Annotated in this window: 25 protein-coding genes; 13 read left to right on the top strand and 12 right to left on the bottom strand. The window is 60.7% G+C overall.

Features of this window, described 5'->3' with window-relative positions:
* Positions 1-41: 41 nt before the first annotated feature.
* The 6 genes from Q1A07_RS17425 to Q1A07_RS17400 form a co-directional block, all read right to left on the bottom strand.
* Positions 42-1346: a branched-chain amino acid ABC transporter permease gene (locus Q1A07_RS17425; RefSeq protein ID WP_299783293.1), complete on the bottom strand. Its 1305-nt coding sequence runs from the start codon at positions 1344-1346 to the stop codon at positions 42-44.
* Positions 1343-2353 (bottom strand): branched-chain amino acid ABC transporter permease, encoded by a 1011-nt coding sequence (locus tag Q1A07_RS17420; protein ID WP_299783561.1) that lies wholly within the window; start codon positions 2351-2353, stop codon positions 1343-1345. Before Q1A07_RS17420 ends, Q1A07_RS17425 begins: the two co-directional genes overlap by 4 nt.
* Entirely contained in the window at positions 2353-2643 is a 291-nt protein-coding gene (locus tag Q1A07_RS17415) for a hypothetical protein (protein ID WP_299783292.1), read from the bottom strand. The genes Q1A07_RS17420 and Q1A07_RS17415 overlap by 1 nt, the downstream gene beginning before the upstream one ends.
* A gap of 145 nt (positions 2644-2788) precedes the next feature.
* A complete protein-coding gene (locus tag Q1A07_RS17410; RefSeq protein WP_299783291.1) occupies positions 2789-3613 on the bottom strand; it encodes an ABC transporter ATP-binding protein in 825 nt (274 codons plus the stop codon).
* Positions 3614-3709: 96 nt separating this feature from the next.
* Positions 3710-4492, bottom strand: a complete 783-nt coding sequence (locus tag Q1A07_RS17405) for an ABC transporter ATP-binding protein (RefSeq protein ID WP_299783290.1) — start codon at positions 4490-4492, stop codon at positions 3710-3712.
* 94 nt (positions 4493-4586) lie between these two features.
* Entirely contained in the window at positions 4587-5777 is a 1191-nt protein-coding gene (locus Q1A07_RS17400) for an ABC transporter substrate-binding protein (RefSeq protein WP_299783289.1), read from the bottom strand.
* A gap of 164 nt (positions 5778-5941) precedes the next feature.
* Here Q1A07_RS17400 and Q1A07_RS17395 point away from each other — a divergent pair, with 164 nt between their 5' ends.
* The gene (locus Q1A07_RS17395; protein WP_299783288.1) at positions 5942-7051 is read left to right on the top strand and encodes a PQQ-dependent sugar dehydrogenase; all 1110 of its coding nucleotides are present in this window, start codon (positions 5942-5944) and stop codon (positions 7049-7051) included.
* Here Q1A07_RS17395 and Q1A07_RS17390 read toward each other — a convergent pair whose 3' ends face one another.
* Positions 7052-8056 (bottom strand): GlxA family transcriptional regulator, encoded by a 1005-nt coding sequence (locus Q1A07_RS17390; RefSeq protein ID WP_195820338.1) that lies wholly within the window; start codon positions 8054-8056, stop codon positions 7052-7054.
* 190 nt (positions 8057-8246) lie between these two features.
* Between Q1A07_RS17390 and Q1A07_RS17385 the strand changes: the two genes are divergently transcribed.
* On the top strand, positions 8247-9617 hold the full coding sequence (locus tag Q1A07_RS17385) for a class II 3-deoxy-7-phosphoheptulonate synthase (RefSeq protein ID WP_299783287.1): 1371 nt from the start codon (positions 8247-8249) through the stop codon (positions 9615-9617).
* Positions 9618-9759: 142 nt separating this feature from the next.
* Here the strand turns inward: Q1A07_RS17385 and Q1A07_RS17380 are convergent, their stop codons facing one another.
* Positions 9760-10434, bottom strand: coding sequence for a PAS domain-containing protein (locus Q1A07_RS17380; RefSeq protein WP_299783286.1), 675 nt, complete (start codon positions 10432-10434; stop codon positions 9760-9762).
* Between the two features lie 300 nt (positions 10435-10734).
* On the opposite strand from Q1A07_RS17380, the gene Q1A07_RS17375 reads away from it, so the two are divergent.
* The 11 genes from Q1A07_RS17375 (at position 10735) to phoB (ending at position 21475) form a co-directional block, all read left to right on the top strand.
* Positions 10735-11625, top strand: coding sequence for a YicC/YloC family endoribonuclease (locus Q1A07_RS17375; protein ID WP_299783285.1), 891 nt, complete (start codon positions 10735-10737; stop codon positions 11623-11625).
* Positions 11626-11628: 3 nt separating this feature from the next.
* Complete coding sequence (gene gmk, locus Q1A07_RS17370) at positions 11629-12273, top strand: guanylate kinase (protein ID WP_299783284.1); 645 nt, start codon at positions 11629-11631, stop codon at positions 12271-12273.
* The gene (locus Q1A07_RS17365) at positions 12270-12797 is read left to right on the top strand and encodes a gamma carbonic anhydrase family protein (protein WP_299783283.1); all 528 of its coding nucleotides are present in this window, start codon (positions 12270-12272) and stop codon (positions 12795-12797) included. Before gmk ends, Q1A07_RS17365 begins: the two co-directional genes overlap by 4 nt.
* Before the next feature lies 1 nt (position 12798).
* Complete coding sequence (locus tag Q1A07_RS17360; RefSeq protein ID WP_299783282.1) at positions 12799-13986, top strand: aminotransferase class I/II-fold pyridoxal phosphate-dependent enzyme; 1188 nt, start codon at positions 12799-12801, stop codon at positions 13984-13986.
* A gap of 15 nt (positions 13987-14001) precedes the next feature.
* Positions 14002-15063: an ATP-binding protein gene (locus tag Q1A07_RS17355; protein ID WP_299783281.1), complete on the top strand. Its 1062-nt coding sequence runs from the start codon at positions 14002-14004 to the stop codon at positions 15061-15063.
* 218 nt (positions 15064-15281) lie between these two features.
* Complete coding sequence (locus Q1A07_RS17350; protein ID WP_195820330.1) at positions 15282-16322, top strand: substrate-binding domain-containing protein; 1041 nt, start codon at positions 15282-15284, stop codon at positions 16320-16322.
* Between the two features lie 88 nt (positions 16323-16410).
* Positions 16411-17898, top strand: a complete 1488-nt coding sequence (pstC, locus tag Q1A07_RS17345; RefSeq protein WP_299783280.1) for a phosphate ABC transporter permease subunit PstC — start codon at positions 16411-16413, stop codon at positions 17896-17898.
* Complete coding sequence (gene pstA / locus Q1A07_RS17340; RefSeq protein WP_299783279.1) at positions 17895-19256, top strand: phosphate ABC transporter permease PstA; 1362 nt, start codon at positions 17895-17897, stop codon at positions 19254-19256. The genes pstC and pstA overlap by 4 nt, the downstream gene beginning before the upstream one ends.
* Before the next feature lie 14 nt (positions 19257-19270).
* Positions 19271-20068, top strand: coding sequence for a phosphate ABC transporter ATP-binding protein PstB (gene pstB / locus Q1A07_RS17335; protein WP_299783278.1), 798 nt, complete (start codon positions 19271-19273; stop codon positions 20066-20068).
* A 4-nt stretch (positions 20069-20072) separates the two neighbouring features.
* Positions 20073-20780, top strand: a complete 708-nt coding sequence (gene phoU / locus Q1A07_RS17330) for a phosphate signaling complex protein PhoU (protein WP_195820326.1) — start codon at positions 20073-20075, stop codon at positions 20778-20780.
* A gap of 5 nt (positions 20781-20785) precedes the next feature.
* Complete coding sequence (phoB, locus tag Q1A07_RS17325) at positions 20786-21475, top strand: phosphate regulon transcriptional regulator PhoB (RefSeq protein ID WP_299783277.1); 690 nt, start codon at positions 20786-20788, stop codon at positions 21473-21475.
* 9 nt (positions 21476-21484) lie between these two features.
* On the opposite strand, the gene Q1A07_RS17320 is transcribed toward phoB, so the two are convergent.
* The 4 genes from Q1A07_RS17320 to pcaC are packed head-to-tail and all read right to left on the bottom strand — an operon-like array spanning position 21485 to position 24006.
* Complete coding sequence (locus Q1A07_RS17320; RefSeq protein WP_299783276.1) at positions 21485-22321, bottom strand: 3-keto-5-aminohexanoate cleavage protein; 837 nt, start codon at positions 22319-22321, stop codon at positions 21485-21487.
* Positions 22314-22898 (bottom strand): protocatechuate 3,4-dioxygenase subunit alpha, encoded by a 585-nt coding sequence (gene pcaG / locus Q1A07_RS17315; RefSeq protein WP_299783275.1) that lies wholly within the window; start codon positions 22896-22898, stop codon positions 22314-22316. Before pcaG ends, Q1A07_RS17320 begins: the two co-directional genes overlap by 8 nt.
* Positions 22898-23629: a protocatechuate 3,4-dioxygenase subunit beta gene (gene pcaH / locus Q1A07_RS17310; RefSeq protein WP_299783274.1), complete on the bottom strand. Its 732-nt coding sequence runs from the start codon at positions 23627-23629 to the stop codon at positions 22898-22900. The genes pcaG and pcaH overlap by 1 nt, the downstream gene beginning before the upstream one ends.
* Positions 23626-24006 (bottom strand): 4-carboxymuconolactone decarboxylase, encoded by a 381-nt coding sequence (gene pcaC / locus Q1A07_RS17305; protein ID WP_299783273.1) that lies wholly within the window; start codon positions 24004-24006, stop codon positions 23626-23628. The genes pcaH and pcaC overlap by 4 nt, the downstream gene beginning before the upstream one ends.
* Between the last annotated feature and the right edge of the window lie 361 nt (positions 24007-24367).

Below are 24367 nucleotides of genomic sequence, written 5' to 3'. Positions count from 1 at the left end.
AAAAACGAATGACTGCGTTGTCCCGCAATCAACCTGCTTGCCTACCGCTCCGGGATCAGCCCCCGCGGACTGAACCTTAGCACCAGCAGCAAGAGCACCCCGATGGTCAGCAGCCGCATATGCGCGGCACTCTCGATCAGATGTGCTTTGACCCCGCTGCCATCGGGCATTCCGGCAGTGATCCATTCCATCACCTGCAGACCAATCGTCTCGCCCTGATCCCACATCAGGTAGATCAGCAAACCGCCCAGCACCGCGCCCAAGTTGTTGCCCGAGCCACCGACGATCACCATCACCCAGACGAGGAAGGTGAACCGCAGCGGCTGGTAGGTGCCCGGCGTCAGCTGCCCGTCGAGCGTCGTCATCATCGCCCCCGCAATCCCGCAGATGGCCGAACCCAGAATGAACACCTGCAAATGCCGTGCGGTCACATCCTTGCCCATGGCTTCGGCGGCGACCTCATTGTCGCGAATAGCGCGCATCATCCGGCCCCAGGGGCTGTTGAGCGCCTGCTGCGCCAGCCATAACAGCAGCACCAGCACAAAGGCGAACAGCCCGCAGTAGAGCAGTTTGACGTAGATGGTCGAGGCCGTCACCGCATCGACGCCAAACCCTGCGGCCCGCTCCACAAAGACTGGATCGTTCTGCAGGTTGATCTCATAAGGCACGGGTCGGGGCACCCCGACCACGTTCTTGACCCCGCGCGACAGCCAGTCCTCGTTCTTGAGAATGGCGATGATGATCTCGGCAATGCCCAGCGTCGCGATGGCCAGGTAATCCGACCGCAGCCCGAGCGCCGTCTTGCCAATGATCCACGCGGCCCCTGCCGCCAGCAGACCGCCCACTGGCCAGGCCAGGATCACCGGCAGCCCGAGACCGCCCAGATAGCCGGTCAGTGCGGGCTCGATCGACTCCACCGCCTCGACCGAGGGATCAAAGAGCCCCCGGTAGACCAGGAATCCCACCACCAGAATGCCGAACACCGCCAGCGAGCGGGTCCAGCCTTTGGCCATGCGCCCCGCGACGATAATGGCAATCCCGATGGTCAGCGCACCGAGAAACAGGCTGGCGACGATACCAAATCCGCCTGCCTGCCACGCACCCGGCGTCACCGGCATGCCCACCAGCACCGCGGCCAGACCGCCCAGGGCCACAAACCCCATGATGCCGACGTTGAAGAGCCCGGCAAAGCCCCACTGCAGGTTCACACCCAGTGCCATGATCGCGGAAATCAACCCCATGTTGAGCACGAAAAGCGCCGCGTTCCAGCCCTGAAACTGCGCGATCAGCGGGATCATCGCAAAGACGACGGCAAAGAGGATCAGGTTTTTCACAGAGACACTCATACCGCTTTCCCCGAGAACAGGCCTGTTGGTTTGACCAGCAGTACGATCAGCAGGATGACAAAGCTCACCGCCAGCTTGTAGTCGGTGGAGAGCAGCTGCACCAGGGTGTCCGGTGCCATGCTTTCCGGCACCACATAGGTCACCACCTTCTTCCACGCATAGGTTACCGTCACCTCTGAAAAGGCGATGACAAACCCGCCGGCAATCGCTCCCAGCGGGTTGCCCAAACCGCCCACGATGGCGCTTGCGAAGATCGGCAGCAGCAGCTGAAAGTAGGTGAAGGGTTTGAAGCTCTTGTCGAGCCCGTAAAGAACGCCTGCAATGGTCGCCAGTCCGGCCACGATCAGCCAGGTGATCATCACCACGCGCTCGGGGTTGATACCGGACAGCAGGGCGAGATCTTCGTTATCGGAATAGGCGCGCATCGACTTGCCCGTGCGGGTGCGGTTGAGAAACCAAAAGAGCAGGGCGACGACAATCACCGCCGTCAGGATGGTGATGCCCTGCGTCGTCTTGAACGCCAGCCCCTCGCGCAGGCCCGTCATTTCCCGGAACGTGCGGGCCGAGATGATGAAGCGTTCGCCATCCAGAAACCGCTGGTCATCCGGCCCGATGATAAAGCGAACCAGCCCGTTGAGCACGAAGGTGACGCCGAGGCTGACAATCACGAAGATCACCGGCTTGGCCTTCTGGGCGCGGTAAAAGCGGTAGACCACCCGGTCGGTGGTCAGCACCAGCGCCATGCAGCCCAGAATGCCAAAGGGCAGGGCGAGCAGCGCGGTGGGCAGCGGTCCCAGTGAGACGCCCCAGCTTTGAAACAGCCAGGTGACCAGCACGGTCACCATCGCGCCAAAGGCCATGGTGTCGCCATGGGCGAAGTTGGAAAACCGCAGGATGCCGTAGATCAGCGTGACCCCCAGCGCCCCGAGTGCGAGCTGTGAACCGTAAGCCATGGCCGGGATGATCACGAAATTTGAAAGCGCTACGATAGCGTTGAGGAGGTCCATCATAAATCCACTTCCTCACCTACAGGACTGACAGAACAATTTCCGAAGCTCATTTGCCCGCCCGCCGGTGATCCTTCGTATTGGATCGAATGAACTGCACCACCGGAGTGGAAGAGGGTCAAGAGACCGGTCGCCCCCTGTTCCAATTGAAAAATAAAACTGCGGGCGCGACTTCCAGGACGACCTTTGTCGTTCAGGACAATGGCTTCTCTTTTTTTGCCGGCAAGGTCGCGAAACGCCACTCCATCGTGAGGCAAATAAGTCATTTTGATTTCAATGTCGCGATACACGCAGGGCTCCCCCTGCTTGCACCAAGTTTCCATTAGGCAGTTAATCTTCCACTCTTCCGCCCGGCTCCAATCGAGTGTTACCTCCGCCAACGCGGCGGCCGAGGACCAAGTGACAATCAACCAAGCGGTGCACAGAACTCGCATATTAACCCCCCAAAAACGACTTGCGCACCTCGGGGTCGGCCAGCAGTTCCTTGCCCGTCCCCGTATACGCATTCCGCCCCTGCACCAGCACATAGCCCTTGTCGGCGATCTCCAGCGCTTGCCGCGCGTTTTGCTCCACCATCAGGATCGGGATGCCCGTACGCGCCACTTCGATGATCCGGTCAAACAGCTCATCCATCACGATGGGCGACACCCCCGCCGTCGGCTCATCCAGCATCAGCACCTTGGGCTGGGTCATCAGCGCACGCCCCACCGCCACCTGTTGCCGCTGCCCGCCCGACAGCTCCCCCGCAGGCTGCCGCCGCTTGTCGCGCAGGATCGGGAAGAGATCATAGATTTGCTCCATCGTCGGGCGGATATCATCGGTGCGAATGAAGGCCCCCATCTCAAGGTTCTCCTCGACGGTCATGGAGGTGAAAATATTCGAGGTCTGCGGCACGAACCCCATGCCCTTGGCCACCCGGTCCTGTGGGCTAAGCGCAGTGATGTCCTCACCGTCCAGCTTCACATGACCCTCGCGCAGGTTCAGCATGCCGAACACCGCCTTCATACCGGTGGATTTGCCCGCACCATTGGGTCCGACGATCACCGCAATTTCGCCCCGATCCACCGCAATGGTGCACTCATGCAGAATATCAGGGCCACTGCCGTAACCGCCTGTCATCGCTTCACCAATCAGAAACGGCCCACCGGCAGAAGCATAGGCCTTGCCACCCGGTCTAACAGGTGTCGCGGTCCCCATGCCCTTGGGGTTGCCCAATGACAGATCCTTGTTGCCGCGATCAGAATAGGGGTCAGTGCTCATCCAAACCGCTCCCGTTTCTTCTGGCCGGAAATATCCCCGCCGGAGGCATAAAAACTTTTGCGCAGCTCTGCATTGTGCGCCGACACCCGAAAGATCTCATGCGCCCACCTTGTCCTTATTTTTCAGGCCGGTACCGAGATAGGCCTCGATCACCTGCTCATTCGCCTTGATCTCGTCCAGCGTGCCCTGCGCCAGCACCTTGCCCTCGGCCATACAGATCACCGGATCACACAGGCGCCCGATGAAATCCATGTCATGTTCGATGACCACGAAAGTATAACCCCGATCCTGGTTGAGCCGAATAATCGCATCACCAATGGTGTTCAGCAGCGTACGGTTCACACCCGCGCCGACCTCATCCAGAAAGACGATCTTGGCATCCACCATCATGGTGCGGCCCAGTTCCAGCAGCTTTTTCTGTCCGCCGGAAATCTGGCCCGCCTTGTGGTCTGCCAGATGCTCTACCGTCAGGAATTCCAGCACCTCGTCGGCCTTTGCCCGCAATGCGCGTTCCTCATCGGCGATGCGCTTGCGTCCAAACCATGTGTTCCAGAGCGTCTCTCCTGATTGTGCGCCGGGCACCATCATCAGATTCTCGCGACAGGTCATGGAAGAGAACTCATGCGCGATCTGGAAGGTGCGCAGCAGGCCCTTATGAAAAAGCGTGTGCGGCGGCAGGCCGGTAATATCCTCGCCCTGCATGGTCACGCGCCCTGATGTTGGTTGAAGAACACCGGCGATCACGTTGAAAAGGGTTGTTTTTCCTGCACCATTTGGCCCGATCAACCCGGTGATCATGCCTTTTTCGATTTCCAGCGACGCCCCGTCCACGGCATGAAAACCGCCGAAGTGTTTGTGAATATCGTCCACGACGATCATGTGTTTTCCCCGTCAGCGCTGTGTTGGCGCCTTGTATAATTGGAACAGCCCGGCGCGCAACGCTCCGGGCTGTTCATTTTCCTTGGCCGACAGATTACTTGAAGCCGATGGTGGCGTTCTTGCCATCCTGCACTTCGATCATGCGGTAGGTACCGGCGGATTCACCGGGCCCGATCAGCTCAACCGCCGAGGCCCCGACATAGTCCACATCGCCGCCGCCGCGGATGATATCGAGTGCCTTGCCCAACTCACCGGGGTAGATCTTTTCGCCAGGCGCATTGGCAACATCAAGGATGTGCTTGCCGTATTCCGCGGGATCGGTGCTGTCTGCCGCTTGCATGGCCAGCATAAAGAGCGCCGCTGCGTCATAGCTTTCGGGCGTGTAGGGCGAGGTGGCGTCAAAGGCGTCGCCCGCCATCGCGGTCAGCTTTTCGATGCCTTCACCGCCGGAACCGGCAATCTGACCGTAAGAGCCGTTCAGCGCATCGCCGACATTTGTCGGAAGGCTGTCGCCGATCATGCCGCCGGGCAGACCAAAGGTGTCAAAGGCGCCAGTGTCCAGAGCCGCGTTGATGATGCCCAGACCGCCCTGGTCCAGATAACCGGCAACGACCAGCAGGTCACCTCCGGCAGAGGCCAATGCGCCCATCTCGGCAGAGTAATCCGCCTTGCCGTCTTCATGGGCGGCAACGATGGTCACTTCGCCGCCGATTTCCTTGAAATTGCTTTCAATCGCATCAGCAAGACCTTTGCCGTAGTCGTTGTTGGTGTAGGTCAGGGCGATGGATTTCACGCCGCGTTCCTGCAGAATCTCGGCCATGACCTGGCCTTCGCGCGCATCCGACGGGGCGGTGCGGAAGAAGAGATCATTGTCTTCAACCGTGGACAGGCCCGGCGAGGTGGCGGAGGGCGAAATCATCACCATGCCGTTCGGGATCGCTACGTTCTGCAGGATCGCGCCGGTCACACCGGAGCAGTCGCCGCCAATGATGCCATGCGCACCATCCGCGATCAGGCGTTCGCCGTTGGAGGTGGACAGACCGTTGTCGATGCACCCGGTGTCCGCCCGCATCGGCGTTACCTTGGCCGCATCCAGCAGTTTGCCACTCTCGGTGACTTCGCTCATCGCCAGTTCCGCACCGGCGGCCATCGGGCCGGTCAGTGATTCAATCGGGCCGGTGAAGCCGATGAGAATGCCCAGTTTTACTTCCTTTGCGTGACCACCTGCCAGTGCAGAAGTCGCCACAAGAGCTGCGGCCGTTGAGGCCAAAAGCATCTTTTTCATTGTTTTCTCCCATATTGGAACATCACGTTCGGGCGACAGGTTATGCGCGCCGTGCTCAAAAGAAAAGCGCTTTTCGCCCCCCTCACAATCAGCTCAGCGCGCCTTGAGAAACAGGGCTTTTCTCCTACTTCCAGAATGTAAGCGCAATCAGGGAGACCCAACAGATGACCCGCCGATTTCCAGTGACAGCCCTCGCCCTTTCTGTCTTATTCACCACCTTCACGACGATGATGGCGCAGGCCGACACGCAGATCACGATGTCGCCGATGGCAGACGGACTGGATACGCCTTGGGGCATCGCTATTCTGCCGGACGGCGGCCTGCTGGTCACGGAGCGGGAGGGCGAGTTGCTGCATTTCCGCGATGGGGTGCGCCGCGAGGTGGCGGGTGTACCGGATGTCGCCGCGCGGGGGCAGGGCGGACTGCTGGATATCACGCTGGCCCGGGATTTTGCCCAGACGCGCGAGCTGTTTCTGACCTATTCCAAACCTCAACGCGGCGGCGCCGGAACGGCTTTGGCGGTGGCTCGCCTGTCGCAGGATTCGACACGGCTGGAAAACCTGCGCGTGCTCTTTGAAATGGCTCCGGGTAGTTCGGGGGGACGGCATTTCGGCAGCCGCGTGGTGGAGGCGGCCGATGGCACGCTCTTTGTCACCATCGGCGACCGGGGTGACCGGCCGTCCGCGCAGGATCGCGGCAACCACAATGGCGCAATTGTCCGGATCAATCGGGACGGGTCGGTGCCGCGCGACAATCCATTCGTGGGGCAGGCAGATGTGTTGCCGGAGATCTGGTCCTTTGGGCACCGCAATCCACAGGGCGCAGGTTTTGACGCTTCCGGGTGGCTTTGGACGGCGGAGCATGGCGCGCGGGGGGGCGATGAGTTGAACCGGGTGAAGAAAGGGGCGAACTTTGGCTGGCCGGTGATTTCCTACGGGCGGCACTATTCCGGGGCCAAGATCGGCGAAGGTACCACGCGGTCAGGGATGGAGCAGCCGCGGCACTACTGGGACCCATCCATCGCACCCTCGGGATTGTTGGTCTATCAGGGCGAGATGTTCCCGGAGTGGCGGGGCGACATCTTTGTGGGATCGCTGAAGTTCGATTACATCTCGCGGCTGGAGGTGTCGGGAAACGCGGCACGTGAAGCCGGTCAGATCAAGTCTGATCAGACCAGCCGCGTACGTGACCTGATCGAAGCGCCTGATGGCAGCATCTGGTTCGTCTCTGTAGGCGACGGGGTTGTCTACCGCATGGCGCGCGCGGGCGCCTGATCAGATCGACAGGCGCGCGGCGTGGCTGCCGCGCTCGCGGTAGGGCGTGGTATCATAGTGCGACCGGTAGCATTTGGAAAAATGCGAGGGTGAGGCAAAGCCGCAGGCGAGGGCCACATTGATCACGCTCATATCGGTCTGCATCAGTAGGTTGCGCGCCTTCTGCAGCCGCAATTCCATGTAGTAGCGCTTGGGCGAGCGGTTGAGATAGCGCCGGAACAGCCGCTCCAGCTGCCGCGTGCTCATGCCGACGTTCTTGGCGAGGATCGAGGGGCTGATCGGTTCCTCGATATTGCCCTCCATCATCTGGATGACTTTGCTGAGCTTCGGATGGCGCACGCCGATGCGCGTGGGCACCGACAGGCGCTGCGTGTCCTGATCGGTGCGGATCGACGCATAGATCAACTGGTCTGCCACCATATTGGCAAGTTCTTCGCCCTGATGATCGGCAATCAGCTTGAGCATCAGATCAATGGAAGAGGTGCCCCCGGCGGTCGTGATACGGTTGCCATCGACCACGAAGACCGATTTCGTCAGGTCGACCTCCTGGAACTCCTCGGAAAAACTGTCCTGATTTTCCCAGTGGATCGTGGCGCGTTTGCCGTCCAGCAGCCCCGCCTTGGCGAGTGTGTAGGCAGCAGTGCAGAGCCCGCCGACCAAAAGCCCCTTGCGGGCCTCGCGGCGCAGCCAGCCCAGCACGCGTTTTGTGGTCGCTGCCTGCACGTCGATGCCGCCACAGACCATCACCGTGTCGTCGCGGTTCAGATCTTCCAGATCCCCGTCCAGCTTGAAGCCGCTACCCGAGGAGGCATAGACGATATCACCGCCCTCGCCGATGATCCGCCATTCATAGAGCTGTCGACCTGCCATCCGGTTTGCAATGCGAAGACTTTCGACGGCAGCGGAAAAACAGAGCAATGTGAAATCGTCGAGCAAAACAAACACGAACCGCTTCGGTTTGTCGGCGGGCGGATCTTTCCGCAGGGCTGGTTGCATCTGGGACATTGCCGTCTCTTGATCTTATCTTCCCGGGACAGGGGGCGTTCTCCGCTGTCTGTTGGCTCACATGGTCACGACCGAAACGTCACGTCAAGAGGTCGAATTTGTGATATGGTCACTGCTCAAAGGCTTTTGTATAGAGAGCGCTGAGATGTGAGCGCTCGCAGGAATGCGGGCTCAACCCGGAGTAGAAAACATGACCGAATGGACAAAATCAAGCTGGCGCGCCAAACCGCGGATCCAGATGCCGGACTATCCGGATCAGGCCGCCCTGGAGGCTGTCGAGGCCCAGCTTGCCCGGTTCCCATTGCTTGTTTTTGCCGGTGAGGCCCGCCGTCTCAGAATGCACCTCGCGGCAGCAGGTCGCGGCGAGGCGTTCCTGCTGCAGGGCGGCGATTGCGCCGAGAGCTTTGACCAGTTCAGCTCGGACGCGATCCGCGACACCTTCAAGGTGATGCTGCAGATGGCCACGGTGCTGACCTACGGTGCCAAGGTGCCGGTGATCAAGGTGGGTCGCATGGCCGGGCAGTTCGCCAAGCCGCGCTCGGCGCCGACCGAGACAGTGGATGGGGTGGAATTGCCGAGCTACCGCGGCGACATCATCAACGAGCTGGATTTCACCTCGAAAGCCCGTATTCCGGACCCGGAAAAGATGCTGCGCGCCTATACGCAAGCGGCCGCCACGCTGAACCTCATTCGCGCCTTCTCGACCGGGGGTTACGCGGATATCCACCAGGTGCACGCCTGGACGCTGGGCTTTACGGAGAATGAAAAGGTCGAGCGCTACCGCGATATCGCCAATCGGATTTCGGACACGCTGGATTTCATGTCCGCCGCCGGGGTCACGCCGGAGACGGCGCATACGTTGCAGTCGGTGGAATTCTACACCAGCCACGAGTCTTTGCTGCTGGAGTATGAAGAGGCGCTGACGCGCATCGACAGCACCACCGGCAAGTGGCTCGCGGGCTCGGGTCACATGATCTGGATCGGCGACCGCACGCGGCAGCCGGACGGCGCGCATGTGGAGTTTGCCAGCGGTGTTCAGAACCCGATCGGCCTGAAGGCAGGTCCGTCGATGACGTCGGAGGACCTCAAGGTGCTGATGGCCAAGCTGAACCCCGAAAACGAAGAAGGGCGCCTGACCCTGATCGCACGTTTCGGGGCCGGGTCCGTCGGTGAGCACCTGCCAAGGCTGATCAAGACCGTGCGCGAAGAGGGCGCCAATGTCACCTGGGTCTGCGACGCGATGCACGGCAACACGATCAAATCCTCGACCGGTTACAAGACCCGGCCTTTCGATTCCGTGTTGCGCGAAGTGCGCGAATTCTTTGCCGTGCATGCGGCTGAGGGCACCGTGCCGGGGGGGGTGCATTTCGAGATGACCGGGCAAGACGTGACCGAGTGCACCGGAGGTGTCCGCGCCGTCAGCGATGAAGACCTGTCAGATCGCTACCATACCGCCTGTGATCCGCGCCTGAACGCGAGCCAATCGCTGGAACTGGCGTTCCTGGTGGCCGATGAGCTTTCGAACCGTCGCGACGCGCACCGAGATCAGGCCGCTGGCTAACGTCGGCACCTTGACTGGATTGAAGCCCGCCCCGGAGGTATCCGCGGGCGGGCTTTTTCATTGGCGGGGGCCAAAACAAAACCACCCGCACATTCTGTGCGGGTGGCCTTCCTGATCAAAGGAATTTGGTACTAAAATCCGGTCAGTCGTCCGACTTCACCAGCCGCAGATAGGGCGCGTGCTGGCGCGGCGTCTCGCTGCGAAACGGCACGCTGGGCTCGCGAAAGGCCTGCTCAGGCGTTGTCGCGGGCTTCTTTGTGGCTGCGGGCGCAGGTTTGTCCTTGTGGATCGCGGGCGGCAGCGCGGCGTCAGCCACAATCGGGCGCAACGCACTGCGGGTCACGTCGAACCGGCGCGGACTGCGGCCCATTTCGCCCACTGAAACCAGCGCGCCGAGAATGCGGCTCACATCGCCCAGATCACTTTTCAGCGGCATCAGCACCATGCGTGCCTCCAGTGGCGGCAGGCCTGCACCGGCCTCGGAACGCAACTCCAGGGAACAGGTCGCCGGCGTTTCAAAGACTTCTTCGAGAGTATCGCTCAGCTGACGTCGCGAGGCGGGCGTGATGAAGGAGGTCAGCGGCATGCCACGCACTTCCATCCCCATCAGATCACTCAGATGGCTGCCAGCAATACGCAACCGTGCAATGCCGGGCGCAATTCTCTCGACGATGAAGGAATATTCCAACGCCTGCTCGATCCCGCGCGGGTCAATCTCCGCGCGGTTCGGCATCAGACGGTTGCCACGCAGGGCTTCCCAATAGGCCTCCAGCTGCGCGATTGGTGCAAATCCTGTATGTGAAACACGTTGCGTCATACTAAATACATTGTGCGTTTTTTGCCCGCCGTTGTCCATCGCCCAACCCTTTGCCTATATCGGTGCTTGCGCACAGTCTGAAATCGTTACGAAGGCACCCATAGCGTTTATTAGCACGGTGCCAAACTGGTTACTGGAACTTTAATATCAACAATTTTCTACAAATGGTGGGATATGTTTAGATTTGGTTAACCGATACGTGCAGAGGCCTGGCGTCGGCGAAGCATCGCGCAGGGGTTGCCCTGACCGCTTGAATCGCCATAAGGCTGGCGGGAACGACGGCCGAAAGGGCAAAAACTGATGATCCGCTCCATGACTGGTTTTTCCTCGGCCACGGGCAGTCTGCCGCCCCATTCCTGGGCTTGGGAACTGCGGGCAGTGAACGGCAAAGGGCTCGACCTGCGGCTGCGTGTGCCGGACTGGATCGACGGGCTCGAAGCGGGGCTGCGCAAGCTGCTGGGGGCCCATGTGACCCGCGGCAATGTCACCCTGTCGCTGCGGCTGGCACGGGATGAACAGGCAGGGGCTCTCCAGATCAATGAGGCGCAACTGACGTCCGTTCTGGATGCAATGGCGGTGATCGAGGCCCGCGCGATGGCGGCGGGCGTCTCTCTGGCTCCGGCGACCTCCTCTGATATTGTCGCGCTGCGCGGCGTGTTGGAACAGAGCGCAAGCGAAGATGACGCTGCACCGCTCTCGAAGGTCCTGCTGGCGGAGGCAGAGGCGCTGATTGCCGATTTCAACACCATGCGGGATAGCGAGGGTGCCGCCTTGCAGAAGGTATTGCGGGGCCAGCTGGAGGAAGTTGCGACCCTGACGGCAGAAGCGGCGCGCTTGGCGGAGGCCCGCAGCGGCGCACTGGCGGAGACCCTGAGGCGCAATCTGGCCAAGGTCATGGACAATACCGATGGGGCTGATGCGGACCGCGTGGCACAAGAACTCGCGCTGATTGCCGTGAAATCCGACGTGACCGAAGAGATCGACCGGCTTGCCGCCCATGTCGAGGCGGCGCGCGACCTGATCGGGCAGGGCGGGCCGGTGGGGCGCAAGCTCGATTTCCTGATGCAGGAATTCAACCGTGAGGCCAATACGCTCTGCGCCAAGGCGCAGAACACCGATCTGACCCGCTGCGGTCTGGCGCTGAAGGCAGTGATCGACCAGATGCGCGAACAAGTCCAGAATGTGGAGTAGACGATGACCGCGACACGCCGGGGCCTTTTGATTATTCTCAGCTCGCCGTCGGGGGCGGGGAAATCGACGCTGGCGCGGCGATTGCGGACGTGGGACGCGGATGTCGAGTTCTCGATTTCTGCGACAACCCGTGCGGCGCGCCCCGGCGAAGAAGACGGACGCGAATACCATTTCGTGGATGAGGCCGTGTTCAAGGCGCAGGTGAGCGACGGTGGCATGCTGGAACACGCCCATGTCTTTGGCAATTTCTACGGCTCCCCCCGGGCGCCGGTGCAGGCGGCAATTGATCAGGGCCGGGATGTGCTCTTTGACATCGACTGGCAGGGGGCGCAGCAGATCACCAATTCAGCTCTCGGCGCGCATACGCTGTCGATCTTCCTGCTGCCGCCGTCCATTCGCGAATTGCGCAACCGGCTGGAGAAACGCGGTCAGGACGATGCAGAGACCATCGCGCGGCGTATGGAAAAGAGCTGGGACGAGATCAGCCATTGGGGCGCCTATGATTTCGTGATCGTGAATGACGATCTGGACGAGACCGAAGAGAAGCTGAAAACCATCATCTCGGCCACGCGCCTGCGGCGCAGCCAGCAACCGGGGCTGACCGAACACGTGCGCCGTCTGCAATCGGAATTCGAGGAACTGTCATGACACTCTACGCTTTGGGAGATCACAGCCCGCAGGTGCATGCGGATACTTGGGTGGCGCCGGATGCCAATCTGGTGGGGCAGGTGGTGCTGGAAGAGGGCGCGTCGGTCTGGTTCGGCACCACGATCCGCGCCGATCACGAGGAAATCCGCGTGGGCAAAGGGTCGAACGTGCAGGAGAACTGCGTCTTTCACATCGACGCAGGCTATCCGCTGACCATCGGCGAGAATTGCACCATCGGGCATAAAGTGATGCTGCACGGCTGCACCATTGGCGACAATTCCCTGATCGGCATGGGCGCGACGGTGCTGAACGGGGCTAAAATCGGCAAGAACTGCCTGATCGGCGCGGGGGCATTGATCACGGAGAACAAGGTCATCCCGGATGGTTCTCTGGTGATGGGAGTGCCTGGCAAGGTCGTCCGTGAGCTGGATGCCCAGGCGATCCATAGCCTGACGCTGAGCGCGCTGCATTACCAGGAAAACATGCGCAAGTTTCGAGATGAACTGCGCTCGATAGAAAGCTGATATGAAAAACGAAAAAGGATCGCTGGTGCGCCCCGACGCACTGCCTGACAGTGCCAGCCGCCCGGTGGTGACCCCGCTGAGCCCTTCGGTTGTCTATGCATCGGACACGCCGGATATGCTGGACCGGCAATACGAGGGTGGGCTGCAGGGCTACACCTACGCGCGTGAAGGTCATCCCAACGCCGATGTGGTCGCCAAACGCATGGACCGTCTTGAGGCCGCGCCGCATTCGGGTGTCGTGACGGCCTCGGGCATGGCGGCGGTGTCTGCGGTGCTGCTGGGGCTGACAAAAGCGGGGGATCACGTGATCGGCGGCAACCAGCTTTACGGCCGGTCGCTGCGGATGATGAGTGACGATCTGCCCCGTCTGGGCATTGCCACCTCCATGGTCGATCCTGGTGACATCGAGGCGATACGCGCGGCTCTACGCCCCGAAACCCGCATGGTGCTGATCGAAGTTGTGTCCAATCCGACGCTGCGCGTGGCGGACCTGAAAGGGCTCGCGGCGCTCTGCAAGGAACAGGGTGTCCTGCTGGTGCTGGACAATACCTTCACCACACCACGCGCGATCCGGCCCTTTGACTGGGGGGCGGATGTCGTGATCCACTCGATTACCAAGTTGTTGGCGGGGCATTCCGATGTGATGCTGGGCTATGTGGCGGCGCGCGATGCGGCGCTGAACGACCAGTTGCGGATCTTTACGGTGACCGCGGGCATGAACCCCAGCCCCTTTGACTGCTGGCTTGCGGAACGCGGCATGCTGTCCTTCGATCTGCGCTTTGACCGGACCCAGGCCACGGCCGCTCGGCTGGCCGATCATCTCAGCACCCTCAACGGGGTGAAACGCGTGATCTATCCGGGCCGCGACGATCATCCCGACCATGCCCGCGCCACGGAGCTGCTGGACGGACAGTTCTGCAACATGGTCAGTTTCGAGCTGGATGGTGACCGGGAGGCCGCCAACGCCTTCACGCGCGCCGCAGATGGCCTGAATTTTGCGCCAACGCTGGGGGATATCGGCACCACGCTGTCACATCCCGCCTCCTCCTCGCACCGGGCGCTGACAGCAGAAAAACGTGCGGAGCTTGGCATGTCCGAGGGGTTTTTCCGCGTATCCGTCGGGTTGGAAGACCCTGACGCGCTGTGCCGGATTTTCACCGACGCCGTTGCCACCGCGACGGGCAACTGACGGGACACGGGTGCGATGAGCCAGGCCCTGACCGACATTCTGGCCGCGCTGCCCTTGCCAGCCCTCATCATCGACGGCAGCGAGCGGATTGTGAGCGCCAACGCAGAGGCACGCAACCTGATCGGGCAGGGGATCGAAGGGCGCAACTTCGTGACCATGCTGCGTCAGCCCGGTCTGATCGACACGGTCGAGGCGGTTCTGCGGGACAGCCGCCCGCGCGTGGCGCAATACCTGGCGAATGACGGGGTGCAGGATACGACCTTTCAGGTCACCGCGCGGGCCTTGGCAGAGCAGAAAGCCCTGCTGTTGTGTTTCATGGATGTGACGCATCTGGAGCAGGCAGGCCAGATGCGTCGGGATTTTGTCGCCAATGTCAGTCATGAATTGCGCACCCCGCTGACGGCCCTGATGGGGTTCATCGAAACCCTGCGCGGCCCGGCCCGCGAGGATGCAGCCGCGCGCGACAGATTTCTCGACATCATGGAAGGTGAGGCGGGCCGGATGAACCGGCTTGTGGCCGATCTGCTTTCGCTGAGCCGTGTGGAGGGGGATGAGCGTGTCCGGCCCCGGGATCGGGTCAACCTGACCGATATCCTGTCGTCCGTCCTGCGCACCCTGAAACACCTGGCGGAGGAGGCGGACGTCACGCTGGAGGCGGACTTTGGCGACGCGCCGGTTGAGTTGATCGGCGACCCCGACCAGCTGATGCAGGTGTTCACCAATCTTGTTGAAAACGCAATCAAATATGGGGCATCGGGCAAGCGTGTCACCGTCCAGATCGACCTGGTGGATCGGGACCCGGCCTTGCGTGCGCCCGGCGTGCGCGCGCATGTGATCGACTATGGTCCGGGCATCGACGCTATTCACCTGCCGCGCCTGACCGAGCGGTTTTTCCGCGCCGACAGCCACCGCAGCCGGGCCCTGGGTGGCACCGGTCTGGGGCTGGCCATTGTGAAACACATCATCAACCGGCATCGCGGGCGTTTGAGAATGGAAAGTGAATTGGGCAAGGGCGCGCGGTTCACCGTGGTTTTGCCGACGCAAGCAACGGTGTCGGCAGGCGAATCTGACATCTGAGTCGCCCATTCTCCACCGTGAATTAAATCCGCTCGTTCAGTCGGATCGTGATAAAATCATTTTGAATCAGTTACTTGAAAAACAAAGGGATGCCAGGCGCCATACGTCATAAAACTGTTACGTAACTGTCACAAAAGCATTGTCACAGGCCCGTACCACCGGCCCCAAGATCGCCATGGGGGTGATCAGATTCGAAATTGAAAATGACAGGAGATATCATGTCGTTCGTAAAACTCACCACTTCCGCGCTGGCCATTGCGGCCGTGTCCGCAACCACCGCTGCCGCGCGTGATCAGGTGCAAGTTGCCGGATCGTCGACCGTGCTGCCCTACGCGTCGATCGTGGCCGAAGCATTTGGTGAAAATTTTGATTTCCCGACACCCGTTGTCGAATCCGGTGGCTCCTCCGCGGGTCTCAAGCGGTTCTGCGAAGGGGTGGGCGAGAACACCATCGACATCGCAAACGCATCGCGCGCCATCAAGGACAGCGAAGTTTCCGTCTGCGCCGAGAACGGTGTGACGGACATCATCGAAGTGCGCATCGGGTATGACGGCATCGTCTTTGCCTCCGACATCGCCGGCAACTCCTTCGAGTTCACGCCGACGGATTGGTACAAAGCCCTGTCCGCCGAGGTTGTGGTCGACGGCGAAATCGTCGCGAACCCCTATACAACCTGGGATCAGGTCAACCCGGAATTCCCCGCCCAGCCGATCCAGGCTTTTGTTCCGGGCACCAAGCACGGCACCCGTGAAGTCTTCGAAGACAAGGTGATCCTCGCAGGCTGTGAGGCAACCGGCGATTTCGAGGCCTTCAAAGCAGCCAATGGCGACGACAAGAAAGCCGCCGAGAAAGCCTGCATCGGTCTGCGCACAGACGGCAAATCGGTCGACATCGACGGCGACTACACCGAGACCCTGGCGCGTATCGAAAGCAACAAGGACGGCATCGGCGTCTTTGGTCTGGCGTTCTACGAGAACAACACCAACAAGCTGCAGGTTGCGACCATGTCCGGTATCACACCGTCCACGGAAAGCATCGCAACAGGTGAATACCCTGTGTCCCGCCCGCTCTTCTTCTACGTGAAGAAAGCCCACATCGGCGTGATCCCGGGCCTGAAAGAATTTGCTGAATTCTTCGTGGCGGACGAGATCGCAGGCCCCGACGGCCCGCTGTCCGAATACGGTCTGGTGGCGGATCCCAAGCTGGAAGACACCCAGTCCGCAGTGGCCGACGAAGCGGTTCTGGGCGGCAACTCCTGATCTGCCTGAACAAGGTTTTTTCGGGGGCGGATCTCTTCGCCCCCGAAACTGACGAAAGACGCATCATGCAATTTCTGGGGTGGACCGCATGGCACTTGGTTTGACGGGATATGTTGTCCTCGCCATCATTCTTCTGACAGTCGCTGCGTTTTTCATGGCGCGCAGCCGGGCGAAATCCACCGCAGGGGGCGACATCCGGCTTTTGCACTCGCTGCCAAACTACTACGGCTACAACGCCGCGATGTTTGCAGCCGTGCCTGCCTTTGGCGTTCTGATGATCTGGCTGCTGGCGCAGCCGATGATCATCGAAAATTCCGTATTCAAACTGATCCCGGAGCGGATTGTCAGCGAAGGCTCGTCACGCGGGCTGGTGATGAGCGACGTGCGCCGCGTTGCCGAAGGGCTGGACATCGCCGTGGCGCGGGGCGCGCTGACCGACGACGAGGCCGGCTCCATGCGTGCCGATGCCGATGACGTTCGCAGCATTCTGGGGGGCGTGGGTGTCGCCCTCGGCTCGGACGTCGAACCTGAAGTGTTGCAGGCGGCCCAGCAATATCGCTCTAAATCCGAAACGGGCACGTTTTGGATGTCGACCACGGTTGTGACGCTGGCGCTTCTGGGGGCCGCGCTTGCGATTTTTGTGACAAACGCGGATTTCAGGGCACGCAACACGGTGGAACGCGGCGCGCTGACGCTCTTGATCCTCGCGGCCTCGCTGGCGATCCTGACCACGGTCGGCATTGTTCTGTCGATGCTCTTCGAGAGCATCAATTTCTTCCGCCTGCATCCCTGGACCGACTTTTTCTTTGGCGGCAGTTGGGCACCGAATTTCCGGGGCGACAGCGATCTGTCCATTCTGCCGCTGCTCTGGGGCACGCTCTATATCTCGGTGATTGCCCTCCTGGTCGCCGTCCCCATCGGGTTGTTTGCCGCGATTTACCTCAGCGAGTACGCGGGCCCCAAGACTCGCTCGACGGCGAAACCCTTGCTCGAAATCCTCGCCGGTATCCCGACAATCGTCTACGGTCTTTTTGCGCTGCTCACGGTGGGCCCGGCATTGGTCAGCATCTTCGGACGGGGTGACAATGGCCTGCTGGGGGTGGACTGGATGAGCGGTGCGACGGCGGTGCTGACCGCCGGGCTGGTCATGGGCATCATGCTGATCCCTTTTGTCTCTTCGCTTAGCGATGACATCATCAATGCGGTGCCGCAGTCAATGCGGGACGGATCCTTTGGGCTGGGCGCCACCCATTCCGAAACCATCCGGCAGGTCGTGCTGCCCGCAGCTCTGCCAGGGATTGTCGGCGCCGTGCTGCTTGCCGCCAGCCGTGCGATTGGCGAGACGATGATCGTGGTGCTGGGGGCAGGGGCCATTGCGAAGTTTTCCCTGAACCCGCTGGAGGCGATGACCACCATCACCACGCGGATCGTGAGCCAGCTGACCGGAGACACTGATTTCGCCAGCCCCGAGACCCTCGTGGCCTTTGCGCTCGGCCTTACCCTCTTTGTCCTGACCCTCGGGCTCAACGTCCTCGCCCTCTACATCGTGCGCAAGTATCGGGAGCAATACGAATGACCGACGCGACCACCTCCTCCCTGCCGTCCGCGACACCGGTGTCCGGCAAGGGCTCTCTGATGCAGCAGGACTCGCGTACGCGCAAACGCAACGCCGCCGAGACGCGGTTCAAAGCCTATGGGATTACTGCGATCACCATCGGGATGCTGATGCTGCTGGTGCTGGTCTACAACATCGTCTCGCGCGGCACCGGGGCGTTTCAGCAGACCTTCGTGACGCTTGAAGTCGCACTGCCCGCCGAGAAGCTGGATAAAAACGGCACGCGCAATCTCGACGACATCAAGAAGGTGTCGACCTTTGGTTACGCGCCGCTCTTGCGCGATGCCTTTGAAGCGAAGATCGCCGAAAAGAACATCGAGACCGAGCTGTCGGGCAAGGAGATGGCCGGTATCCTGTCCGCCGGTGCCGCGGCGCAGCTACGGGACTTTGTGCTGGCAGATCCAACGGTGATCGGATCGACGGTCGCCTTTGAATTCCTCGCCTCAAGCCGGGTGGACGGCTATCTCAAGAGCCGCGTCAGCCGCGACAGCATTGCCAACGACAAGAACATCAGCGCGGAGCAACTCGACTTCGTGGATCAACTGATCGCCTCCGGCGATGTGGAGAAACGCTTCAACCTTGCGTTCATCACCGGCGCGGACAGTTCCGACGCCCGGCCCGAAGCGGCTGGTATGGGCGTGTCGATGATGGGCTCGTTCTTCATGATGCTTGTGGTGCTTGTTCTTGCCCTGCCCATCGGCGTGGCGGCCAGCATCTATCTCGAAGAATTTGCGCCCAAGAACTGGCTGACCGATGTCATCGAGGTGAACATCTCGAACCTGGCAGCGGTGCCGTCGATCGTGTTTGGTATCCTGGGTCTTGCGGTCTTCATCAACTACATGCACCTGCCTACGTCGGCCCCGCTGGTGGGCGGCCTTGTGCTGACGCTGATGACCCTGCCGACCATCATCATCTCGACGCGGGCGTCGCTCAAGGCGGTGCCACCATCGATCCGGGATGCGGCGCTTGGGGTAGGGGCCTCGAAAATGCAATCGGTCTTCCATCACGTACTGCCGCTGGCCGCACCGGGCATCCTGACAGGCACGATCATCGGGCTGGCACAGGCGCTGGGGGAAACCGCACCCCTCCTGCTCATCGGCATGGTCGGCTTTATCGCCTCGAACCCGCCCGACAGCATTGCCAGCGGTCTGCTGGATCCGAACTCGGCCATGCCTGCGCAGATCTACGAATGGGCGAAACGCGCCGACCCCGCCTTTTATGAACGCGCCTGGGGTGGCATCATCATCCTGCTCTTGTTCCTGGTCACGATGAACACCATCGCCGTGATCTTACGTCGTCGCTTTGAGCGGCGCTGGTAAGGGGAGACACGAAAATGAACGATATGAGAATACTGGAGAGAGACGTGGACACCAATACCATCAAGATCGCTGCACGTGGCGTTCAGGTCTACTATGGCGATAACCACGCGATCAAAGACGTGGATGTCGACATCCAGGACAAGACGGTCACCGCCTTCATTGGCCCCTCTGGCTGTGGCAAATCCACCTTTCTGCGGTGCCTCAACCGGATGAACGACACCATCGATATCTGCCGTGTCGAGGGGGACATCCACATCGACGGTGAAGACATCTACGACAAGCGCGTCGATCCGGTGCAGCTGCGTGCCAAGGTTGGCATGGTGTTTCAGAAACCGAACCCCTTCCCCAAGTCGATCTATGACAATGTGGCCTACGGACCGCGCATTCACGGACTGGCCAAGAACAAGGCCGAGCTGGACGAGATCGTCGAAAACGCCCTGCGCCGGGCGGCGATCTGGAACGAGGTCAAGGATCGCCTGAACGCGCCGGGCACCGGTCTTTCCGGTGGTCAACAACAGCGCCTGTGCATCGCGCGGGCTGTCGCAACCGAGCCCGAAGTGCTGCTGATGGACGAGCCGTGCTCGGCGCTCGACCCGATTGCCACGGCCCAGGTTGAGGAACTGATTGACGAGCTGCGCCAGAATTATTCGGTGGTGATCGTGACCCACTCCATGCAGCAAGCGGCGCGCGTCAGCCAGAAAACCGCCTTCTTTCACCTGGGTAACCTTGTGGAGTATGGTGAGACCGGGAACATCTTTACCAACCCCGAAGATCCCCGGACGGAAAGCTACATCACAGGTCGGATTGGATAATCACATGCAAGATCAACACATTGCCTCTGCTTTCGACCGTGACCTGGAGGCTATCCAGGCACAGATCATGAAAATGGGCGGGCTGGTCGAGGCCGCGATCCGCGACGGCGCGCAATCGCTGGATACCCGTGACGAGGAATTGGCCGAGCAGGTGCGCAAGAACGACCGTACCATCGATGAGCTCGAAGAGATGATCAACGAAGAGGCCGCGCGTGTCATTGCCCTGCGCGCGCCGACGGCCCGGGATTTGCGCCTGATCCTCAGCGTCATCAAGATCAGCGCCAATCTGGAACGCATTGGCGATTACGCAAAAAACATGGCCAAGCGCACCGGTGTTCTGTCACAGATGGCCCCGGTGGATGACAGCACGGGCGCGCTGCGGCGGATGTCGCGCGAGGTGGAGCGGATGCTGAAAGACGCACTGGACGCCTACATCCAGCGGGACCCGGAACTGGCCAGCGAGGTCATCAACCGCGACCACGACGTCGACCAGATGTACAATGCGCTTTTCCGCGAATTCCTGACTTTCATGATGGAAGACCCGCGCAACATCACCGCCTGCATGCACCTGCATTTCATCGCCAAGAACGTGGAACGCATGGGCGATCACGTGACCTCAATCGCCGAGCAGGTCGTCTATCTGGTGACCGGCGAGCACCCTGAAGATGCGCGCCCCAAAGCCGATAAAACATCAGTGGTAGCAGAAGGATAAGCCCCATGTCCGCCGATCAACCCCGCGTTCTGGTGGTCGAAGATGAGCCCGCACAACGCGAAGTGCTGGCCTATAATCTGGAGGCGGAAGGATTTGCCGTCAGCCGTGCCGAAAACGGTGAAGAAGCGCTGATGCTGGTCGATGAGACGGCGCCGGATGTGATCGTGCTCGACTGGATGATGCCGAACCTGAGCGGGATCGAAGTGTGCCGGCGTCTCAAGATCAAGTCCGAGACACGGGCGATTCCGATCATCATGCTCTCCGCGCGTTCCGAAGAGGTGGACCGCGTGCGCGGGCTGGAAACAGGTGCCGATGACTATGTGATCAAACCCTATTCGGTGATTGAGCTCATGGCGCGGGTGCGCAGCCAGTTGCGCCGTGTGCGGCCCGCAGCGGCCGGGGAACGGCTGGAATACGAAGACATCGTGCTCGATTCCACCAGCCACCGGGTCAACCGTGGCACCAGCGAGCTGAAGCTGGGGCCGACGGAATTCCGCCTGCTCTCCACCTTCATGGAAAAGCCCGGACGGGTGTTTTCCCGCGAACAGCTGCTGGACCGGGTCTGGGGCCGCGACATCTACGTCGACACCCGCACGGTCGATGTGCATATCGGACGTTTGCGCAAGGCATTGACACAGTTCGGCGGGTCGGATCCGCTGCGCACGGTGCGTGGTGCGGGCTACGCGCTGGGGTAGGGGCCTTACTTAAGCGGCAAACGGGCGCAGGCGCAGGATGTCGCGCGCCTGCTGCCAGGTGGCGACGGGCCGTTCGTATTTTTCGCAAAGATCAGCGGCGCGTTTGATCAACGCCGCGTTTGACGGCGCGAGCCGTTCGCGGTCCAGCCGCACGTTGTCTTCAAGACCCGCACGCGTGTGGCCGCCCGCGGCAATGGCCCACTCGTTCACCTCGATCTGCGCCGGACCGATACCTGCTGCACACCACGCGGCATCCGGCGCGCGCGATTTCACGGTTTCCACATAGAAATCAAAGACTTGCTTGTCCGCAGGCATCGCGTTTTTGACCCCCATGACGAATTGCACATACAGCCGCCCGTGCAGTTTGCCGGCCTCATGCATCCGGATCGCGTGCAGAACGTGAGATAAATCAAAGGCTTCGATCTCGGGCGTCACCTCATGGGTGCGCATTTCCGACGACAGCCAGTCCACCAGGTCGGGCGGGTTCTCATAGACACGGGTTGGGAAGTTATTGGACCCGACGGAGAGGGACGCCATGTCGGGCCGCAAGGGTAACATGCCGCCGCGTTCCTGCCCGGCGCCGGACCGCCCACCGGTCGAGAACTGGATGATCATGCCGGGGCAATGCTTCTCAACACCTTCCTTGAGCCGTGCGAACTTCTCCGGGTCGGAGGAGGGGGTTTCGTCAGCATTGCGCACATGGGCATGGCAGATCGACGCCCCCGCCTCAAAGGCCTCCTGCGTGCTTTCAATTTGCTCTGAAACAGAAATCGGCACCGCCGGGTTTGCAGCTTTTGTCGGCACGCTGCCGGTGATCGCGACACAGAGAATACAGGGGTCAGACATCGAAAAATACCGTTTCTTGAGGGCCTTGGAGGTAAATATTAAAGTGATACATCCCGGCAGCCTGTCGACTGGCGAGCAAGGTCGCAATGCGGGGTTTATGTTCGATCCGGGCCAGCACAGGATCACCGGCATGTGCGGCGGCATCTTCGGGGAAATACATCCGCGTGTGCAGGCCGATGTTGATGCCCCGCGCCACAATCCAGAAGGTGATGTGCGGCGCCATCAGATGTCCGCTTGCATGGGTCACAGGCCCTGGTTTGATTGTGTCGAACTGCCAGACTCCGGTCTCACCGTGACCGGCCTGGCGCCCCCAGCCGTTAAAACCCGACGCGTCACTCCCATAGTGGCCGTCCGAATTCGCCTGCCATATCTCGACTAGCACGTCCTTAAGCGGCGCGCCGGTGCCATCATACACCGCGCCCGTGATGCTGATCCGCTCGCCCGGCGTGGCGTCTGTCACCATCCGTTCCCCCAAATCATTTGGATAAACGTCTGGAATTCCGCAGAAATTTGGCACACAGCCAATGTGAACATACGGTCCCGCAGTTTGTGACGCGCTCTCAAACAGTTTCGACATCACGTCCCCTCCGGTCGGTTTTCGAAGTAGCTCGCCCGACGACCTCGAAGCACGATGTCAAAGCGATACGCACGCGCATCCATGGGGATTGTGTGCTGCATGTCCAAGGGCGCGATCAGCCGCTCTATGGCGTCCCGATCCGGGATCGCGGCAACGATAGGACAACGCCAGATCAACGGGTCACCCTCGAAGTACATCTGCGTGATCAAACGCTGTGCAAAGCTTTGGCCAAAAACGGAAAAATGGATATGTGCAGGCCGCCAGTCGTTCACGCCATTGGGCCAGGGGTAGGGGCCCGGCTTCACAGTTCGAAACCTGTAAAATCCCTTCTCGTCCGTCAGCACGCGACCACAACCGCCGAAATTCGGATCAAGCGGGGCGAGGTAACCTTCTTTCTTGTGGCGATACCGCCCGCCCGCATTGGCCTGCCAGACCTCGATCAGAGCATGCGGTACGCCGCGCCCGTTTTCGTCCTGCAGACGTCCGTGCACGATGATCCGCGGCCCCAGCGCCATCTCACCCGGTGTGGCGAAATTCAGGATCAGGTCGTCGTCAAGCGGCCCCAGGATGCTGTGATCAAAAATAGGGCCTGTCTCTTCGCTCAGCGTGCTGGGCATGGAAATCTTGGCCAGCTGCGGCGATCGCGTAAGGCTGGTTTTATAGCTGGGCGTGAGCGCGGGCGGCTGACGCGTCCAGTCCCGCGCCATGTAACCGCCTTTGGTATCCGTCATGGTTTGTCTTCCATCTCGGCAAAGGTCTGCTTGGCCAGTTTCAGCGCGTGATTGGCACGTGGCACCCCGGCGTAGATCGCAACATGCTGGAATGTTTCGATCACGTCACTCTTGCTGGCACCGGTGTTTACGGTGGCACGAATGTGCATCGGGATTTCATCAAAATTTCCAAGGGCTGCCAGGAGCGCCAAGGTCAGCATCGAGCGTTCCCGCAGGCTGATGGCATCTGACGCCCAAACAGTGCCCCAGGCGCCTTCGGTAATCAGGTTCTGAAAGTCGGCATCAATATCCGATTTTGCGGCCTGCGCCTGATCCACATATGCGTCACCCAAGACCTCACGGCGTTTCTGCATGCCTGTAGCGTAGCGATCTGACATTGTTGTCCTCAAGGGCCAGTTTAACCGGTAGATGCACCATAGGGGATGCGCGCACCTTGAGGAAAGCCGATATTTGCAACGCAGATCTTAGGCAAAGCCGTCCAAACCGATGTCATCATTTTAGTTACATAATACTGATTATAAAAACTATGGTAAGCGTCATTCCCAATTGTCGGAAGCCTTAAATAATGGAACGGAGTTAATGGAACTCCTTCCCCTTTAGTATCAACCACCTAGGAATTTCCGTACTCTACAGCGCCTGTTGGCAAGTCTAGCGTCTCAGAGGCAACGCAGAATGGCCAGCCGGAGTTTCGTGAGCATTGGGGCTGGTGTGCTCAGCGCTGCAAGTCGGCTTGTCAAA

Source organism: uncultured Roseobacter sp. (genome assembly GCF_947492555.1).
Classification (GTDB): Bacteria; Pseudomonadota; Alphaproteobacteria; order Rhodobacterales; family Rhodobacteraceae; genus Roseobacter.
This window is presented reverse-complemented; position numbering and strand designations above follow the sequence as displayed.

What these genes read in the sequence shown, in the direction of transcription:
- Q1A07_RS17425 (WP_299783293.1), bottom strand. Translation starts at nt 1,346, where the DNA reads ATGAGTGTCTCTGTGAAAAACCTGATCCTCTTTGCCGTCGTCTTTGCG.
- Q1A07_RS17420 (WP_299783561.1), bottom strand. Translation starts at nt 2,353, where the DNA reads ATGGACCTCCTCAACGCTATCGTAGCGCTTTCAAATTTCGTGATCATC.
- Q1A07_RS17410 (WP_299783291.1), bottom strand. Translation starts at nt 3,613, where the DNA reads ATGAGCACTGACCCCTATTCTGATCGCGGCAACAAGGATCTGTCATTG.
- Q1A07_RS17405 (WP_299783290.1), bottom strand. Translation starts at nt 4,492, where the DNA reads ATGATCGTCGTGGACGATATTCACAAACACTTCGGCGGTTTTCATGCC.
- Q1A07_RS17400 (WP_299783289.1), bottom strand. Translation starts at nt 5,777, where the DNA reads ATGAAAAAGATGCTTTTGGCCTCAACGGCCGCAGCTCTTGTGGCGACT.
- Q1A07_RS17395 (WP_299783288.1), top strand. Translation starts at nt 5,942, where the DNA reads ATGACCCGCCGATTTCCAGTGACAGCCCTCGCCCTTTCTGTCTTATTC.
- Q1A07_RS17390 (WP_195820338.1), bottom strand. Translation starts at nt 8,056, where the DNA reads ATGTCCCAGATGCAACCAGCCCTGCGGAAAGATCCGCCCGCCGACAAA.
- Q1A07_RS17385 (WP_299783287.1), top strand. Translation starts at nt 8,247, where the DNA reads ATGACCGAATGGACAAAATCAAGCTGGCGCGCCAAACCGCGGATCCAG.
- Q1A07_RS17380 (WP_299783286.1), bottom strand. Translation starts at nt 10,434, where the DNA reads ATGACGCAACGTGTTTCACATACAGGATTTGCACCAATCGCGCAGCTG.
- Q1A07_RS17375 (WP_299783285.1), top strand. Translation starts at nt 10,735, where the DNA reads ATGATCCGCTCCATGACTGGTTTTTCCTCGGCCACGGGCAGTCTGCCG.
- gmk (WP_299783284.1), top strand. Translation starts at nt 11,629, where the DNA reads ATGACCGCGACACGCCGGGGCCTTTTGATTATTCTCAGCTCGCCGTCG.
- Q1A07_RS17365 (WP_299783283.1), top strand. Translation starts at nt 12,270, where the DNA reads ATGACACTCTACGCTTTGGGAGATCACAGCCCGCAGGTGCATGCGGAT.
- Q1A07_RS17360 (WP_299783282.1), top strand. Translation starts at nt 12,799, where the DNA reads ATGAAAAACGAAAAAGGATCGCTGGTGCGCCCCGACGCACTGCCTGAC.
- Q1A07_RS17355 (WP_299783281.1), top strand. Translation starts at nt 14,002, where the DNA reads ATGAGCCAGGCCCTGACCGACATTCTGGCCGCGCTGCCCTTGCCAGCC.
- Q1A07_RS17350 (WP_195820330.1), top strand. Translation starts at nt 15,282, where the DNA reads ATGTCGTTCGTAAAACTCACCACTTCCGCGCTGGCCATTGCGGCCGTG.
- pstC (WP_299783280.1), top strand. Translation starts at nt 16,411, where the DNA reads ATGGCACTTGGTTTGACGGGATATGTTGTCCTCGCCATCATTCTTCTG.
- pstA (WP_299783279.1), top strand. Translation starts at nt 17,895, where the DNA reads ATGACCGACGCGACCACCTCCTCCCTGCCGTCCGCGACACCGGTGTCC.
- pstB (WP_299783278.1), top strand. Translation starts at nt 19,271, where the DNA reads ATGAACGATATGAGAATACTGGAGAGAGACGTGGACACCAATACCATC.
- phoU (WP_195820326.1), top strand. Translation starts at nt 20,073, where the DNA reads ATGCAAGATCAACACATTGCCTCTGCTTTCGACCGTGACCTGGAGGCT.
- phoB (WP_299783277.1), top strand. Translation starts at nt 20,786, where the DNA reads ATGTCCGCCGATCAACCCCGCGTTCTGGTGGTCGAAGATGAGCCCGCA.
- Q1A07_RS17320 (WP_299783276.1), bottom strand. Translation starts at nt 22,321, where the DNA reads ATGTCTGACCCCTGTATTCTCTGTGTCGCGATCACCGGCAGCGTGCCG.
- pcaG (WP_299783275.1), bottom strand. Translation starts at nt 22,898, where the DNA reads ATGTCGAAACTGTTTGAGAGCGCGTCACAAACTGCGGGACCGTATGTT.
- pcaH (WP_299783274.1), bottom strand. Translation starts at nt 23,629, where the DNA reads ATGACGGATACCAAAGGCGGTTACATGGCGCGGGACTGGACGCGTCAG.
- pcaC (WP_299783273.1), bottom strand. Translation starts at nt 24,006, where the DNA reads ATGTCAGATCGCTACGCTACAGGCATGCAGAAACGCCGTGAGGTCTTG.